General features: G+C 65.3%; 14 protein-coding genes. 9 read left to right on the forward strand and 5 right to left on the reverse strand.

Annotated features, from left to right (window positions below; genetic code table 11):
- Nucleotides 1-11: 11 nt before the first annotated feature.
- The 9 genes from RV045_RS09310 to RV045_RS09350 all read left to right on the forward strand — a co-directional run bounded on the left by RV045_RS09310 (nt 12) and on the right by RV045_RS09350 (nt 9,240).
- Nucleotides 12-1,184 carry an alpha-hydroxy acid oxidase gene (locus RV045_RS09310; RefSeq protein ID WP_423235511.1) on the forward strand — a complete coding sequence of 391 codons (1,173 nt, stop codon included), beginning with the start codon at nt 12-14 and terminating at the stop codon, nt 1,182-1,184.
- Nucleotides 1,181-3,049 carry an ABC transporter ATP-binding protein gene (locus RV045_RS09315; RefSeq protein ID WP_423235512.1) on the forward strand — a complete coding sequence of 623 codons (1,869 nt, stop codon included), beginning with the start codon at nt 1,181-1,183 and terminating at the stop codon, nt 3,047-3,049. The genes RV045_RS09310 and RV045_RS09315 overlap by 4 nt, the downstream gene beginning before the upstream one ends.
- A 53-nt stretch (nt 3,050-3,102) precedes the next feature.
- Nucleotides 3,103-4,125 (forward strand): porphobilinogen synthase, encoded by a 1,023-nt coding sequence (gene hemB / locus RV045_RS09320; protein ID WP_423235513.1) that lies wholly within the window; start codon nt 3,103-3,105, stop codon nt 4,123-4,125.
- A gap of 16 nt (nt 4,126-4,141) precedes the next feature.
- The gene (locus RV045_RS09325) at nt 4,142-4,732 is read left to right on the forward strand and encodes an IMPACT family protein (protein WP_423235514.1); all 591 of its coding nucleotides are present in this window, start codon (nt 4,142-4,144) and stop codon (nt 4,730-4,732) included.
- Between the two features lie 76 nt (nt 4,733-4,808).
- Nucleotides 4,809-5,948 (forward strand): tRNA guanosine(34) transglycosylase Tgt, encoded by a 1,140-nt coding sequence (tgt, locus tag RV045_RS09330; protein WP_423235575.1) that lies wholly within the window; start codon nt 4,809-4,811, stop codon nt 5,946-5,948.
- A 124-nt stretch (nt 5,949-6,072) separates the two neighbouring features.
- Complete coding sequence (locus tag RV045_RS09335; RefSeq protein ID WP_423235515.1) at nt 6,073-6,975, forward strand: transporter substrate-binding domain-containing protein; 903 nt, start codon at nt 6,073-6,075, stop codon at nt 6,973-6,975.
- A gap of 86 nt (nt 6,976-7,061) precedes the next feature.
- Nucleotides 7,062-7,820, forward strand: coding sequence for an amino acid ABC transporter permease (locus RV045_RS09340; protein WP_423235516.1), 759 nt, complete (start codon nt 7,062-7,064; stop codon nt 7,818-7,820).
- Nucleotide 7,821: 1 nt separating this feature from the next.
- On the forward strand, nt 7,822-8,487 hold the full coding sequence (locus RV045_RS09345) for an amino acid ABC transporter permease (RefSeq protein WP_423235517.1): 666 nt from the start codon (nt 7,822-7,824) through the stop codon (nt 8,485-8,487).
- 15 nt (nt 8,488-8,502) lie between these two features.
- Entirely contained in the window at nt 8,503-9,240 is a 738-nt protein-coding gene (locus RV045_RS09350; RefSeq protein WP_423235518.1) for an amino acid ABC transporter ATP-binding protein, read from the forward strand.
- Between the two features lie 122 nt (nt 9,241-9,362).
- Here the strand turns inward: RV045_RS09350 and RV045_RS09355 are convergent, their stop codons facing one another.
- From RV045_RS09355 to RV045_RS09375, 5 genes are all read right to left on the reverse strand, one after another.
- Nucleotides 9,363-10,109, reverse strand: a complete 747-nt coding sequence (locus RV045_RS09355; protein WP_423235519.1) for an ABC transporter ATP-binding protein — start codon at nt 10,107-10,109, stop codon at nt 9,363-9,365.
- A gap of 24 nt (nt 10,110-10,133) precedes the next feature.
- Complete coding sequence (locus RV045_RS09360; protein ID WP_423235520.1) at nt 10,134-10,925, reverse strand: ABC transporter ATP-binding protein; 792 nt, start codon at nt 10,923-10,925, stop codon at nt 10,134-10,136.
- A 10-nt stretch (nt 10,926-10,935) separates the two neighbouring features.
- Nucleotides 10,936-12,027 carry an ABC transporter permease subunit gene (locus tag RV045_RS09365; protein WP_423235521.1) on the reverse strand — a complete coding sequence of 364 codons (1,092 nt, stop codon included), beginning with the start codon at nt 12,025-12,027 and terminating at the stop codon, nt 10,936-10,938.
- A 12-nt stretch (nt 12,028-12,039) separates the two neighbouring features.
- Nucleotides 12,040-12,969, reverse strand: a complete 930-nt coding sequence (locus tag RV045_RS09370; protein ID WP_423235522.1) for a branched-chain amino acid ABC transporter permease — start codon at nt 12,967-12,969, stop codon at nt 12,040-12,042.
- A gap of 212 nt (nt 12,970-13,181) precedes the next feature.
- Nucleotides 13,182-14,558 carry a replication-associated recombination protein A gene (locus RV045_RS09375; RefSeq protein WP_423235523.1) on the reverse strand — a complete coding sequence of 459 codons (1,377 nt, stop codon included), beginning with the start codon at nt 14,556-14,558 and terminating at the stop codon, nt 13,182-13,184.
- Between the last annotated feature and the right edge of the window lie 5 nt (nt 14,559-14,563).

Here is a 14,563-nt window from a genome sequence, read left to right on the forward strand (position 1 = left end):
GGAGACATTCCATGCTGCCCTGCTGCAACCCGACCATCACCAACATCGAAGACCTGCGCCGCCTGGCCCAGCGCCGCGTGCCGCGCATGTTCTACGACTACGCCGATTCGGGCTCGTGGACGGAGCACACCTACCGCAGCAACACCAGCGCCTTCCAGGACATCCAGCTGCGCCAGCGCGTGGCCGTGGACATGACGAACCGCAGCACGGCCACTACCATGGTTGGCCTGCCGGTGCGCATGCCGGTGGCGCTGGCACCCACGGGCCTGACAGGGATGCAGCACGCCGACGGCGAGATTCTGGCCGCGCGCGCCGCGGAAAAATTCGGCGTGCCTTTCTGCCTGTCCACCATGAGCATCTGCTCGATCGAGGACGTGGCCTCGTACACGCAAAAGCCCTTCTGGTTCCAGCTGTACATGATGAAGGACCGCGATTTCATGTCGCGCCTGATCCAGCGCGCCAAAGCCGCGCAGTGCTCGGCGCTGGTGCTGACGCTGGATCTGCAGATTCTGGGCCAGCGCCACAAGGATCTGAAAAACGGCCTGTCCGCGCCCCCGAAGCTCACGGTGCGCAACATCCTGAACATGGCGACCAAGCCGCGCTGGTGCCTGGGCATGGCCAAAACGCAGCGCCGCGAGTTCCGCAACATCGTCGGTCACGTCACGGGCGTGGAGAACATGTCCTCGCTGTCCAGCTGGACCGCCGACCAGTTCGACCCCAGCCTGAACTGGGACGACGTGCAGTGGGTGAAGGACCAGTGGGGCGGCAAGCTCATCATCAAGGGCATTCTGGACGCCGATGACGCCGTGCTGGCGGCCAACTCCGGCGCCGACGCGCTGATCGTCTCCAACCACGGCGGCCGCCAGCTGGACGGCGCGGCACCCGCCATCGAGATCCTGCCGGAGATCGTTTCGGCGGTGGGCGACCGCATCGAGGTCTGGATGGACAGCGGCATCCGCTCGGGCCAGGACGTGCTCAAGGCTTGGGCGCTGGGCGCCAAAGGCACGATGATCGGCCGCGCTTTCCTGTACGGCCTGGGCGCCATGGGCGAGGCCGGGGTGACCAAAGCCCTGGAAATCATTCACAAAGAGCTCGATGTCACCATGGCTTTGTGCGGTTATCGCGACATCCAGCAGGTGAATCACAATATCCTTCGCCATCCCCCGCAAATGAAGAGACCATGATTTCAGCCCTTGCCCGCCGTCTGGGGCAGGCCTTCGAGCGACAGCTCTGGCCATACCCCGACGATGCGCCGCTCACCAGCGCCCAACAGCAGCCCGTTCCCACGGGCTTTTTTGCCTTTTTATGGGACTGCGCCAAAGGCAGCCGCCGCTGGCTGGCCGCCATGACACTGTGCACCGCACTGGTCGGCGTGTTCGAGGCCGTGCTGTTCGCGCTGATGGGCCAGCTGGTCGACTGGCTGGGCCACCTGGACCCCGCCAGGCTGTGGGACGACAAGGGCGCCACGCTGGTCGGCCTTGTGGTGCTGCTGCTGGCCAGCACGGTGCTGGTGGCGCTGGGCACGCTGATCAAGCACCAGGTGCTGGCGGCCAACTTTCCGATGCGGCTGCGCTGGCGTTTCCACCGCCTGATGCTGGCGCAGAGTATGGGCTTTTACCAGGACGAGTTCGCCGGACGCGTCGCCGCCAAGGTGATGCAGACGGCGCTGGCGGTGCGCGACTGCTGGTTCATCCTGGGCGACATCCTGGTCTTCGTCACCATTTACTTCGTCACTCTGGTCGCGGTGCTGGGCGGTTTCGATCTGTGGCTGGTGCTGCCGTTTGCCCTCTGGCTGACGCTGTATGTGCTGGCGCTGTCCTATTTCGTCCCGCGCCTGGGCCGTGTGGGGCGCGCGCAGGCCGATGCGCGCTCGCTCATGACGGGCCGCGTCACCGACGCTTACACCAACATCACCACGGTGAAGCTGTTCTCGCACGCGCGCCGCGAGGCCGATTTCGCCAAAAGCGCCATGCAGGAATTCATGCAGACCGCGCACAGCCAGATGCGCCTGGTCAGCGCAGTCGAGGTCGTCAACCACGCCCTGAGCATCGCGCTGGTCGCCGGAACCGCCGGTGTGGCGCTGGCGCTGTGGGGGCAAGGCGCTGTGGGCGTGGGCGCGGTGGCCGCTGCAACCGCCATGGCGCTGCGCCTGAACGGCATGTCGCACTGGGTGATGTGGGAGATGAGCTCGCTGTTCGAGAACATCGGCACCGTGCAGGACGGCATCAACACCCTGAGCCGTCCGCACACCGTGGTCGATGCCCCCCAAGCCCAGCCCCTGACCGTGCCGCACGGCGAGGTCCGCTTCGAGGCCGTGACCTTCGCCTACGGCGGCAAACAGGCGGTGGTCGATGGCCTGGATCTGACCATACGCCCGGGCGAAAAAATCGGCCTGATCGGGCGCTCCGGCGCGGGCAAATCCACGCTGGTCAACCTGCTGCTGCGCTTTTACGACCCCGAAAGCGGCCGCATCCTGATCGACGGCCAGGACATCCGCACCGTCAGCCAGGACAGCCTGCGCGCGCACATCGGCATGGTCACGCAGGACACTTCGCTGCTGCACCGCTCGGTGCGCGACAACATCCTCTACGGCCGCCCGGACGCCAGCGAGGCCGAGATGGTCGAAGCCGCAGCGCGCGCGCAGGCCTCGGCCTTCATCCCCAACCTGGCCGACGCCAAGGGCCGCACCGGCTTTGACGCGCATGTGGGCGAGCGCGGCGTGAAGCTGTCGGGCGGCCAGCGCCAGCGCATCGCCATCGCCCGCGTCATTCTGAAGGACGCGCCGGTGCTGGTGCTGGACGAGGCCACCAGCGCGCTGGACAGCGAGGTTGAAGTCGCCATCCAGGCCAGCCTGGACCAGCTCATGGAAGGCAAAACGGTGATCGCCATCGCGCACCGCCTGTCCACCATCGCCGCCATGGACCGCCTGATCGTGCTCGACGAAGGCCGCATCGCCGAGGAAGGCGACCACGCCAGCCTGCTGGCGCTGGGCGGCATTTACGCGCGCCTGTGGGCGCACCAGAGCGGCGGCTTCCTGGGCGAGGACTGACGCTGCGCAGCGGCCAGCGCGATAATGCCGTCATCTCTGCCCAAGTTTCTGCCATGACTGATTTTTCCGCTCCCGCCGCCGCTCTCTACCCCGCCGCCCGCCCGCGCCGCCTGCGCCGCACGCCCACGCTGCGTGCGCTGACGCGCGAAAACAGCCTGAGCGCCGATCACCTCATCTACCCCGTTTTCGTGCTGGAGGGCAGCGGCCGCAGCGAGCCCGTGACCAGCATGCCCGGCGTCAGCCGCCACAGCCTGGACGGCCTGCTGCGCGTGGCCGAAAGCTGCGCCGAACTGGGCGTGAACGTGCTGGCGCTCTTCCCCGTGATCGACGCCAGCCGCAAAACGCCTGACGGCGCCGAGGCGCTCAACCCCGAAGGCCTGGTGCCCACCGTGCTGCGCGCGGTGAAGGAGCGCTTTCCCCAGATCGCCCTGCTGACCGACGTGGCGCTGGACCCCTACACCAGCCACGGCCAGGACGGCCTGATCGACGCCAGTGGCTACGTCCTGAACGACGAAACCCTGGCTGTGCTGCGCCAGCAGGCGCTGGTGCAGGCGCAGGCCGGGGCCGACATCGTCGCGCCCAGCGACATGATGGACGGCCGCGTCGGCGCCATCCGCCAGACGCTGGAAGGCGCCGGGCAGATTCACACCGCCATCATGGCCTACAGCGCCAAGTTCGCCAGCAGCTACTACGGCCCCTTCCGCGATGCGGTCGGCAGTAGCGGCAACTTGGGCAAAAGCGACAAGAAAACCTACCAGATGGATCCGGCCAACAGCGACGAGGCCCTGCGCGAAGTGGCCCAGGACCTGGCCGAAGGCGCTGACATGGTCATGGTCAAGCCGGGCATGCCCTATCTGGACGTGGTGCGCCGCGTCAAGGACGCCTTTGCCGTGCCGACCTACGCCTACCAGGTCAGCGGCGAATACGCCATGCACAAGGCCGCCGCCGCCAACGGCTGGCTGGATCACGACGCGGTGATGATGGAATCGCTGATGGCCTTCCGCCGCGCGGGCGCCGATGGCGTACTGACCTATTTCGCGCTGGACGCCGCCCGCTGGCTGCGCGACCACGCCTGAGCGGCCGCGCCCCGCCATGCCGCACTGCGTGCTGGTGCAGGCTGCGCAGGCGCAGCAGATCATCAGCAAATCGCGCTTCATCGCGCTGGTCCAGCCCTGCGACAGCGCGCAGGCCACGCAGGATTTCCTGGACGGCGTCCAGGCGCAGTACCCCGATGCGCGCCACATCGCCCACGCCTGGCGGCGCCTGAGCCCGCAAGGCCTGCAGCAGCGCTTTTCGGACGCGGGCGAGCCCAGCGGCACAGCCGGCAAACCCGTGCTGCAGCTGCTGGAAGGCCGCGAGCTCATCAACACCGCCCTCGCTGTCGTGCGCTACTTTGGCGGCATCAAGCTGGGCACCGGGGGCCTCGTGCGCGCCTACGCGGGCACCGCGCGCCTGGCGCTGGACGCGGCGGGCAGCCAGCCCTGGATCGCCCAGGCGCTGGGCCAGGTGCGGCTGGACTACGCGCGCCTGGCCCCTTTCGAGCGCGAACTCGCCGCGCTCGACGGCCAGATTCTGGAGCGCCTTTTCGACGCCAGCGTCACCCTGCAGATCAGCCTGCCGCTGGCCCACCAGCCCGAACTGGCGCAGCGCTGGGGCTGGGTGAATGCGGGGAACACGGGCTGAGGCCAAGATCGGCGATACTTCTGCGCTGCTGGGCCACGGCCCCCTTTTTTGCGCAGTTCACCTCCTTTTTCTGGCCATGCTCAACTTCCAGCTTCTCAAAACCCACGGCAAGGCGCGGCGCGGCACGCTGACGCTCAACCACGGTGTGGTGCAGACGCCCATTTTCATGCCGGTAGGCACTTACGGCACCGTCAAGGGCGTGGCGCCCGACAGCCTGCGCGCCATGAACGCGCAGATCATTCTGGGCAACACCTTTCATCTGTGGCTGCGTCCGGGGCTGGACGTGATGCGCCAGTTCGGCGGCCTGCACCGCTTCGAGGCCTGGGACAAACCCATCCTGACCGATTCGGGCGGTTTCCAGGTCTGGTCACTGGGCGCCATGCGCAAGATCAGCGAAGAAGGCGTGAAATTCGCCAGCCCCGTCAACGGCGACAAGCTCTTCCTGACGCCCGAAACCAGCATGCAGATCCAGACGGTGCTCAACTCGGACATCGTCATGCAGTTCGACGAGTGCACGCCCTACGAAACCAAAGGGCAGATCACCACCGAGCGCGAAGCACGCGCCAGCATGGAACTCAGCCTGCGCTGGGCCAAGCGCTGCCAGGACGAATTCGCGCGGCTGGAGAACCCCAACGCGCTGTTTGGCATCGTCCAGGGCGGCATGTTCGAGGGCCTGCGCGACGCCTCGCTGGCCGGGCTGGCCGAGCTGGATCTGCCCGGCTACGCCATCGGCGGCCTGTCGGTGGGCGAGCCCAAAGAGGACATGCAGCGCATTCAGGCCCACATCGCGCACCAGCTGCCCGCGCACAAACCGCGCTACCTGATGGGCGTGGGCACGCCCGAAGATCTGGTCGAAGGCGTGTCGCAGGGCGTGGACATGTTCGACTGCGTGATGCCCACGCGCAACGCGCGCAATGGCCACCTGTTCACCCGCTTTGGCGATCTGCGCCTGCGCAATGCGCGCTACAAGACCGACGAGCGCCCCATCGACCTGAGCTGCACCTGCAGCACCTGCGCGCAATTCTCGCGCGCCTATCTGCACCACCTGGACCGCTGCGGCGAGATGCTGGGCCCCATGCTGACCACCGTGCACAACCTGCACTACTACCTGAACCTGATGCAGGAGATGCGCGACGCACTCGACGCGGGCACCTTTGACGCCTGGCGCGCGCAGTTTCACGCCGATCGCGCGCGGGGCCCTGATTCAGCGGTCTGACCAGGGGCTTTCCCTGGCCGAAGGCGGCCTTGCGCGAAACTGACGTCTCCCATCACTATACTGCGCTGCATTCGCAGCCTGACTCTGCCCACGGATCCGTTTTATTCTTTCAAGGAGAACTGCCATGTTCCAGAAAAGCCTGTTCACTGTTGCCCTGCTGGCGGCCGCCACCTCGGCCATCGCCCAGCCTGCGTCCACCCTGGACAAGGTCAAGGAATCCGGCACCATCACCATGGGCGTGCGCGACTCGTCCGGCGCCCTGTCTTACACGCTGGGCGACGGCAAGTACACCGGCTACCACGTCGAAATCTGCCAGCGCATCATCGACAACATCGAAAAACAGGTCGGCAAAAAGCTGACGGTCAAGTACCAGCCCGTCACCTCGCAGAACCGCATCCCGCTGGTGCAGAACGGCACCGTGGACCTCGAGTGTGGTTCCACCACCAACAACCTGACCCGCCAGAAAGACGTAGCCTTCGCCGACACCACCTTCGTCGAGGAAGTGCGCGTTGCGGTCAAGGCCAGCTCGGGCATCAACGGCATCGCCGACCTGAATGGCAAGACGGTGGCGACCACCACCGGCACGACCTCGGTGCAGACGCTGCGCAAGAACGAACGCGCCCGTGGCATCGACTTCAAGGAAGTGTTTGGCAAAGACCACGCAGACAGCTTCCTGCTGCTGTCGTCAGGCCGCGCCGACGCCTTCGTGATGGACGGTTCGCTGCTGGCGGGCAACATCGCCAACTCGCCCAACCCGGCCGAGTTCAAGATCGTTGGCGCGCCGCTGAGCGTGGAGCCCATCGCCATCATGTTCCGCAAGGACGACGCAGGCATCAAGAAAGCCGCTGACGACACCATCGTCGCGCTGGCCAAGAGCGGTGAGCTGGAAAAGCTCTACACCAAGTGGTTTCTGAACCCCATCCCGCCCAAAGGCGTGAAGCTGAACCTGCCGATGTCCGAGAACATGAAAAAGGTCATCGCCAGCCCCAACGACAAGCCGGCTGAGGACTACGCAGCAGCCAAGTGATTCTGGCTCCAGCATCCCCCAGGAGCTGTCTGACAGCCCCTGCGGGGATTTTCTTTTGCTGCGCCTGATGTTCTGAAGGAATCGCCATGGCCCTGGACTGGCACTTCATCTGCAATGACACCATCACCGGGGAGCTGGTCGCCAGCTGCCTGGGCAAGGGTCAGGATTACACTTACCTCGACTGGCTGCTGTCGGCCTGGGGCTGGACGGCCAAAGTGGCCTTCTCGGCGCTGGCCGTCGCGCTGATTGTCGGCACGCTGGTGGGCGCGCTGCGCACGCTGCAGGGCAACCGCCTGCTGGTCTTCATCGGTGACGCCTGGGTCGAGCTGTTCCGCAACATCCCGCTGCTGGTCCAGCTGTTCCTGTGGTACTACGCGCTGCCGGCCATTTTCCCCTCGCTGCAGGCCATTCCCGGCTTCGTGATGGTGGTGTTTGCACTGGGCTTTTTCACCTCGGCGCGCATTGCCGAGCAGGTGCGTGCGGGTGTGTTCTCGCTGCCCAAGGGCCAGCGCTATGCGGGCATGGCCATGGGTTTCACCACCTTTCAGACCTACCGTTATGTGCTGCTGCCCATGGCTTTCCGCATCATCATTCCGCCGCTGACCAGCGAGACGATGAACATCGTCAAGAACTCGTCGGTGGCTTTTGCGGTGTCCATCGCCGAGCTGACCATGTACGCCATGCAGGTGCAGGAAGAGACCTCGCGCGGCATCGAGGTCTATCTGGCGGTGACCACGCTCTACATCATCACGGCGCTGTTCATCAACCGCGTGATGGCCTTCATCGAGAAGCGCGCACGCGTGCCGGGCTTTGTCGCTGCGGGCGGCATGGGCGGAGGACACTGACATGACACTCGACTGGAGCGTACTGAACTGGGACCTGCTCTCCCAGTACGTCAGCAAGGGCTTCTGGTTCAGCATCCAGCTGACGCTGATCGCCACCCTGGGCGGCGTCGCGCTGGGCACGGTGCTGGCGCTGATGCGTCTGTCAGGGAAAGCGGTGCTGGCCATTCCAGCCACCGTTTATGTCAACGGCATGCGCTCGATCCCGCTGGTGATGGTGATCCTGTGGTTCTTCCTGCTGATGCCTTTCCTGCTGGGCCGCCCGCTGGGCGCCGAGCCTTCCGCCATCATCACCTTCATCGCTTTCGAGGCAGCGTATTTCTCCGAGATCGTGCGGGCGGGTATCCAGTCCATCCCGCGCGGGCAGATCCACGCCGGGCAGGCGCTGGGCATGACCTACAGCCAGAACATGCAGCTGGTGGTGCTGCCGCAGGCCTTCCGCAACATGCTGCCGGTGTTCCTGACGCAGACCATCATCCTGTTCCAGGACACCTCGCTGGTTTATGCCATTGGCGCCTACGACCTGCTCAAGGGCTTCGAGACGGCCGGCAAGAACCTGGGCCGCCCGGTGGAGGCCTACCTGATCGCCGCCGTGGTGTATTTCGTCATCTGTTTTGGCCTGTCCACGCTGGTCAAACGCCTGAACAAGAAGATTGCCATCATCCGCTGATGGCCTGGAGCAGTCATGATCGAACTCAAACAGGTTTCCAAATGGTATGGCAAGGTGCAGGTGCTCAACGAGTGCACCACGCAGATCGCCAAGGGTGAAGTGGTGGTGGTCTGCGGCCCGTCGGGCTCAGGCAAATCCACGCTGATCAAGACCATCAACGCGCTGGAGCCCTTCCAGAAGGGCGAGATTTTCGTCGACGGCGTTGCTGTGCACGACCCCAAAACCAACCTGCCCAAGCTGCGCTCACGCGTGGGCATGGTGTTCCAGCATTTCGAGCTCTTCCCCCACCTGTCGGTGACCGAGAACCTGACGCAGGCGCAGGTCAAGGTGCTGGGCCGCAACCCGAGTGACGCCGCCGCGCGCGGTCTGAAAATGCTGGACCGTGTGGGCCTGATGGCGCACAAGGACAAGTTCCCCGGACAGCTGTCCGGCGGCCAGCAGCAGCGCGTGGCGATTGCACGGGCGCTGTCCATGGACCCCATCGTCATGCTGTTTGACGAACCCACCTCGGCGCTGGACCCGGAAATGGTCGGCGAAGTGCTGGACGTGATGGTGGGCCTGGCCAACGAAGGCATGACCATGATGTGCGTCACGCACGAAATGGGCTTTGCGCGCAAAGTGGCCAGCCGGGTGATTTTCATGGACGTGGGCGGCCGCATCCTGGAAGACTGCTCGCGCGACGAGTTCTTCCAGAACCCCGACGCCCGTCAGGCTCGCACCAAGGATTTCCTGGGCAAGATCCTGCAGCACTGATTGCCTGTGCGGCGCCCGTGTCCCCCCACCCGGCACGCCTGGCCCGCCCACAAAAAACCCGGCCACCTTGCGGTGCCGGGTTTTATATTTCAGGACCCGAGAGTCGCGGTCATGCGCCCACCTCACTCACCCAGATAAGCGGCGCGCACGCGTGGGTCGCTGAGCAGATCGTGGCCGGTGCCCGTCATGGTCACTTCGCCCGAATCCATCACGTAACCCCGGTCGGCCAGTTGCAGGGCGCGCGTGGCGTTCTGCTCGACCAGCAGCACGGTCACGCCGCGCTGGTGAATATCGGCGACCACCTCGAAAATCTTGTCGACCATGATGGGCGACAGGCCCATGGAAGGCTCGTCCAGCAGCAGCACCTTGGGCTGGGTCATCAGGGCGCGGCCCATGGCCAGCATCTGCTGCTCGCCACCCGACATGGTGCCTGCGAGCTGGTTGCGGCGCTCTTTCAGGCGCGGGAAAATGGCGAACACCTTGTCGATGTCATCCAGAATGCCCTGCTTGTCGTTGCGGATGTAGGCGCCCATCTGCAGGTTTTCGGTGATGGTCATGCGCGTGAAGGTGCCGCGCCCTTCAGGCACCATCACCAGGCCCTGGCGGACCAGATCCCAGGGGCCCTGGCGGGCGATGCTCTGACCCATGGACTCGATGGTGCCCGACAGGATGGGCTGGGTGCCGGTGACGGCCTTGAGCGTCGTCGTCTTGCCCGCGCCGTTGGCGCCGATCAGGCTGACGAGTTCGCCCTGGCGAACTTCAAAGCTGATGCCTTTGACGGCCTGGATGCCGCCGTAGGCCACGCGCAGGTCGGTGGCCTTGAGCAGCACCGGGGCGCTGGAAGAGGATGGGGATGCTTGATTGGTCATAAGGGACGTCCTGTTCCCGTCTCGTCAGTGGGCCGCGTGACCGGCGCCCAGATAGGCCTCGATCACCTGCTCGTTGCGCTGCACCTCAGCCGGGGTTCCTTCCACGATCTGCTTGCCGTAATCCAGCACGGTGACGCGGTCGCACAGACCCATCACCAGCTTCACGTCGTGCTCGATCAGCAGGATGGTGCGGCCGTCGTTGCGGATGCGGTCGATCAGCTCGCGCAGCACGACTTTCTCGGTGCCGTTCATGCCGGCGGCAGGCTCGTCCAGGGCGATCAGGTGCGGATCGGTGGCCAGCGCTCGGGCGATCTCCAGACGGCGCTGGTCGCCGTAAGACAGCGTACGGGCGCGCAGCTGCGACATATTGCCGATGCCCACGTAATCCAGCAGCTCCTGGGCGCGGTCGCGGATCTCGGCCTCTTCGCGCAGGAAGGACGGCGTGCGCAGGATGGCCCCCAGGATGCCAGAGCCCGTGCGCACGTGGCGCCCGACCATGACGTTCTCCAGCGCCGTCATCTCGCCAAAGAGGCGGATGTTCTGGAAGGTGCGCGCGATGCCGGTCTTGGCCACCTCGTGCACCGCCGTGGGCTGGTAGGGCTTACCGCCCAGCTCGAAAGTGCCCGAATCGGGCGTGTACAGCCCGGTGATGACGTTGAAGAAAGTCGTCTTGCCAGCACCGTTGGGGCCGATCAGGCCAAAAACCTGGCCCTTGCGGATGGTGATGCCGACGCCGGACAGGGCCTGGAGGCCGCCGAAACGCTTGGAAACGTTGGTGACCTTGAGGACTTCAGGAGCAGTTTGGGTGTCAGTCATGACGCAGTCCTCAGGCGGTTTTGACGGGCGCGGCCTTGCCGTGCTCTTTGGAGGGCCACAGGCCGCGCGGGCGCACCAGCATGACGGTGATCATGGCCAGCGCAATCAGCAGCTGGCGCACGATGGCCGTATCAATGCGGCCCCCAGTCATGCTCTGCAGATCGCCCAGCATGTAGCGCAGCAGTTCGGGCAGCGCGGCCAGCAGGATGGCGCCAATGACGACGCCCGGAATGTGGCCAATACCGCCCAGCACGACCATGGCGACGATCATGATGGACTCCATCAGGCTGAACGATTCCGGCGAGATGAAGCCTTGGAAGGATGCGAACATGGCGCCGGACACGCCGCCAAACGTCGCGCCCATGCCGAAAGCGGCGAGCTTGAGGTTGCGCGTGTTCAGGCCCATCGCCTTGGCGGCGATTTCATCCTCGCGGATGGCCATCCAGGCGCGGCCGATGCGGGAGCGCTCCAGCCGCGAGCTGATGATCACGCAGAATACCGCCAGCACCAGGAAGAGGTAGTAATACATCTCGACCGAGGTGATGGTGAGGCTGCCCAGGTGCTGCGTCTGCCCGAAATTGAAGCCGCCCAGGTGCAGCGGATCGATCTGGTCTATGCCGCGCGGGCCATTGGTCAGGTTGATCGGCTGCTCCATGTTGTTCATGAAGATGCGGATGATCTCGCCAAAGCCCAGCGTCACGATGGCCAGGTAGTCGCCGCGCAGCTTGAGCGTGGGTGCGCCCAGCAGCATGCCCAGCATCCCGGCCAGCAGCGCCGCCATCGGGATCACCAGCAGGATGGGCAGATGCAGGCCATTGGGGAACATGGCCGCAATCCAGGCGAAGTTCTTGGTCAGGTGCGGCGAGGACAGCCAGGCGTACATGTAGGCGCCGATGGCATAAAACGCGACGTAGCCCAAATCGAGCAGACCGGCGTAGCCCACCACGATGTTCAGGCCCAGCGCCAGCATCACGTAGAGCAGCGCCAGCGCCATCACGCGCACATAGCCCTGGCCGAAGTGGCCGACGACCAGCGGCAGTGCCGCCAGCGCGATGGCCGCGATCACAAAGAGAACCAGTTTGGAGGTTTTGCTGTTTGTCATGGGTTTCTCCTGTCAGGCGCGGTCGGCCACGCGTTCGCCCATCAGACCGGACGGCCGCAGGGTCAGCACCAGAATCAGCATCAGGAAGGAGAGCACGTCCACGTACTGGCTGCCAAACACCCCGTTGGTCAGCTGGCCCAGATAACCGGCGCCCAGCGCTTCGACCAGGCCCAGCAGCAGGCCGCCCACCATGGCGCCGGACAGGTTGCCAATGCCCCCCACCACCGCCGCCGTGAAGGCTTTGAGACCCGGCAGGAAGCCCATGGTGTGCTGCACGGTGCCGTAGTTGGACGCCCACATGATGCCGGCCAGCGCGGCCAGCACAGCACCGATGATGAAGGTCGCCGAGATGACGGTATCGGGCTTGACCCCCATCAGACCGGCGACGCGGGGGTTCTCGGCCGTGGCGCGCATGGCCCGGCCCAGCTTGGTGCTGTTGACCAGCCACTGCAGCCCACCCAGCACGAAAGCCGTCAGTGCCAGGATCATGATCTGCGTGTTGGTGATGACAGGGCCGTCCGTCCACAGGGAAATCACATCCAGCGGCAGGATGGACGGGAAGGGCTTGGGGTTGGGCCGCCAGATGATCATGGCCAGCGTCTGCAGCAGCAGCGACATGCCCATGGCGGTGATCAGTGGCGACAGACGCGGCGAATTGCGCAGCGGCCGGTAGGCCACTTTTTCGATCACGAAGTTCAGTGTGGCGCAAGCCGCAGACGCGACGACCATGCACAGCAGCAGAAGCAGCCAGGGCGGCAGACCGTGATCCTGCAGGGCGGTAGCCAGTGACCAGGCCACCATCGCGCCCACCATAAGAATTTCGCCGTGGGCAAAATTGATCAGGCCAATGATGCCGTACACCATGGTGTAACCGAGGGCTACAAGGGCATACATGCTGCCCAGGACCAGACCGTTGATGATCTGCTGTACAAAAATGTCCATAAAAATCCCTGTCAGTCAGCGAAATCCACAAAAAGCCGGGGCCGATAGGCTGGCTTCGGTTTTGCCCCCACCGGACCTTTTGGGTCAGACCAGCCTTTCGACCGACCAGTGAGGGCTGGATTGTAAGGCGAGAGTTTGCGCTTTCATCCCCCGGCAACGTGGGCCAGGGCCCTGGTAATTTCCCTTGAATTGGGCCCGGATCGACCGCCGATTCAGGGTTTACCGCCCGCCGACGCCTCTCGCGCGGCCGCGTCCAGCGCGCGCAACTGGGCGAGCTTCTCGGCGATTTTCAGCTCCAGCCCGCGGGGCACGGGCTGGTACCAGCGCGGTTCGGGCAGGCCGTCGGGCAGGTAGGTTTCGCCAGCGGCGTAGGCGCCGGGCTCGTCGTGGGCATAGCGGTAGTCATGGCCGTAGCCCAGCTCTTTCATGAGCCGGGTGGGCGCGTTGCGCAGTTGGACGGGCACCTCACGGCTGCCGTCGCGCTTCACGAAGGCTTTGGCCTGGTTGTAGGCGTTGTAACCGGCGTTGCTCTTGGCCGCGACGGCCAGGTAAATGACCGCCTGGCCCAGCGCCAGCTCGCCCTCGGGGCTGCCCAGACGCTCGTAGGTCAGCGCGGCGTCGTTGGCGATCTGCAGGGCGCGCGGGTCGGCCAGGCCGATGTCCTCCCAGGCCATGCGCACGATGCGGCGCGACAGATAGCGCGGGTCGGCGCCGCCGTCCAGCATGCGGGTCAGCCAGTACAGCGCCGCGTCGGGGTGCGAGCCGCGCACCGATTTGTGCAGCGCCGAAATCTGGTCGTAGAAATTGTCACCGCCCTTGTCAAAGCGCCGCGCGTTCAGGCTGAGCGCCTGCTCCAGAAAGGCGGCGGTGACTTCGGCCACCCCGGCGGCGCGGGCGGCCGTGCGCGTCTGCTCCAGCAGGTTGAGCAGGCGGCGCGCGTCGCCATCGGCGTAACCGACCAGGGTGGCGCGAGCGAGCTCGTCCAGCTCCAGCCCGTCAAGCGCCTCAGATTGCGCGCGCTGAAGAAGCTGCAACAGCTCGGCCTCAGACAGCGACTGCAGCACGTAGACCTGCGATCGCGACAGCAGCGCCGAATTGACTTCAAAAGACGGGTTTTCGGTCGTCGCGCCAATGAAAATCACCAGCCCACTCTCGACAAAAGGCAGCAGCGCGTCCTGCTGCGCCTTGTTGAAGCGGTGAATTTCGTCGACAAACAGCAGCGTCTGGCGGCCCCGCGCCTGGTTCTGTGCGGCCTGCTCCATGGCCGCACGGATGTCTTTCACACCCGAAAAAACGGCTGAGAGGGCGATGAATTCGCAGTCGAACGCCGTCGCCGTCAGCCGCGCCAGCGTGGTCTTGCCCACGCCCGGCGGGCCCCAGAAAATCATGGAATGCGGCTGGCCCGATTCAAACGCCAGGCGCAGCGGGCGACCTTCGCCCAGCAGATGAGATTGCCCGATGACCTCATCCAGATGCGTCGGGCGCAGCGCTTCGGCCAGCGGCGAATGGGCGCCCGGTCCCGGGCCTGCCGGAAGCCCGGCTTTGGCCGCAGGCGGTGGCGCCTCGTCGCCGAACAGGTCAGGCGCCATGCCGC

Origin of the sequence: Amphibiibacter pelophylacis, from assembly GCF_037688875.1 — a bacterium.
Classification (GTDB): Bacteria; Pseudomonadota; Gammaproteobacteria; order Burkholderiales; family Burkholderiaceae_C; genus Amphibiibacter; species Amphibiibacter pelophylacis.

What these genes read in the sequence shown, in the direction of transcription:
- RV045_RS09335 (WP_423235515.1), top strand. Translation starts at nt 6,073, where the DNA reads ATGTTCCAGAAAAGCCTGTTCACTGTTGCCCTGCTGGCGGCCGCCACC.
- RV045_RS09350 (WP_423235518.1), top strand. Translation starts at nt 8,503, where the DNA reads ATGATCGAACTCAAACAGGTTTCCAAATGGTATGGCAAGGTGCAGGTG.
- RV045_RS09355 (WP_423235519.1), bottom strand. Translation starts at nt 10,109, where the DNA reads ATGACCAATCAAGCATCCCCATCCTCTTCCAGCGCCCCGGTGCTGCTC.
- RV045_RS09375 (WP_423235523.1), bottom strand. Translation starts at nt 14,558, where the DNA reads ATGGCGCCTGACCTGTTCGGCGACGAGGCGCCACCGCCTGCGGCCAAA.
- RV045_RS09325 (WP_423235514.1), top strand. Translation starts at nt 4,142, where the DNA reads ATGCCGCACTGCGTGCTGGTGCAGGCTGCGCAGGCGCAGCAGATCATC.
- RV045_RS09360 (WP_423235520.1), bottom strand. Translation starts at nt 10,925, where the DNA reads ATGACTGACACCCAAACTGCTCCTGAAGTCCTCAAGGTCACCAACGTT.
- RV045_RS09310 (WP_423235511.1), top strand. Translation starts at nt 12, where the DNA reads ATGCTGCCCTGCTGCAACCCGACCATCACCAACATCGAAGACCTGCGC.
- hemB (WP_423235513.1), top strand. Translation starts at nt 3,103, where the DNA reads ATGACTGATTTTTCCGCTCCCGCCGCCGCTCTCTACCCCGCCGCCCGC.
- RV045_RS09365 (WP_423235521.1), bottom strand. Translation starts at nt 12,027, where the DNA reads ATGACAAACAGCAAAACCTCCAAACTGGTTCTCTTTGTGATCGCGGCC.
- RV045_RS09370 (WP_423235522.1), bottom strand. Translation starts at nt 12,969, where the DNA reads ATGGACATTTTTGTACAGCAGATCATCAACGGTCTGGTCCTGGGCAGC.
- RV045_RS09340 (WP_423235516.1), top strand. Translation starts at nt 7,062, where the DNA reads ATGGCCCTGGACTGGCACTTCATCTGCAATGACACCATCACCGGGGAG.
- tgt (WP_423235575.1), top strand. Translation starts at nt 4,809, where the DNA reads ATGCTCAACTTCCAGCTTCTCAAAACCCACGGCAAGGCGCGGCGCGGC.
- RV045_RS09315 (WP_423235512.1), top strand. Translation starts at nt 1,181, where the DNA reads ATGATTTCAGCCCTTGCCCGCCGTCTGGGGCAGGCCTTCGAGCGACAG.
- RV045_RS09345 (WP_423235517.1), top strand. Translation starts at nt 7,822, where the DNA reads ATGACACTCGACTGGAGCGTACTGAACTGGGACCTGCTCTCCCAGTAC.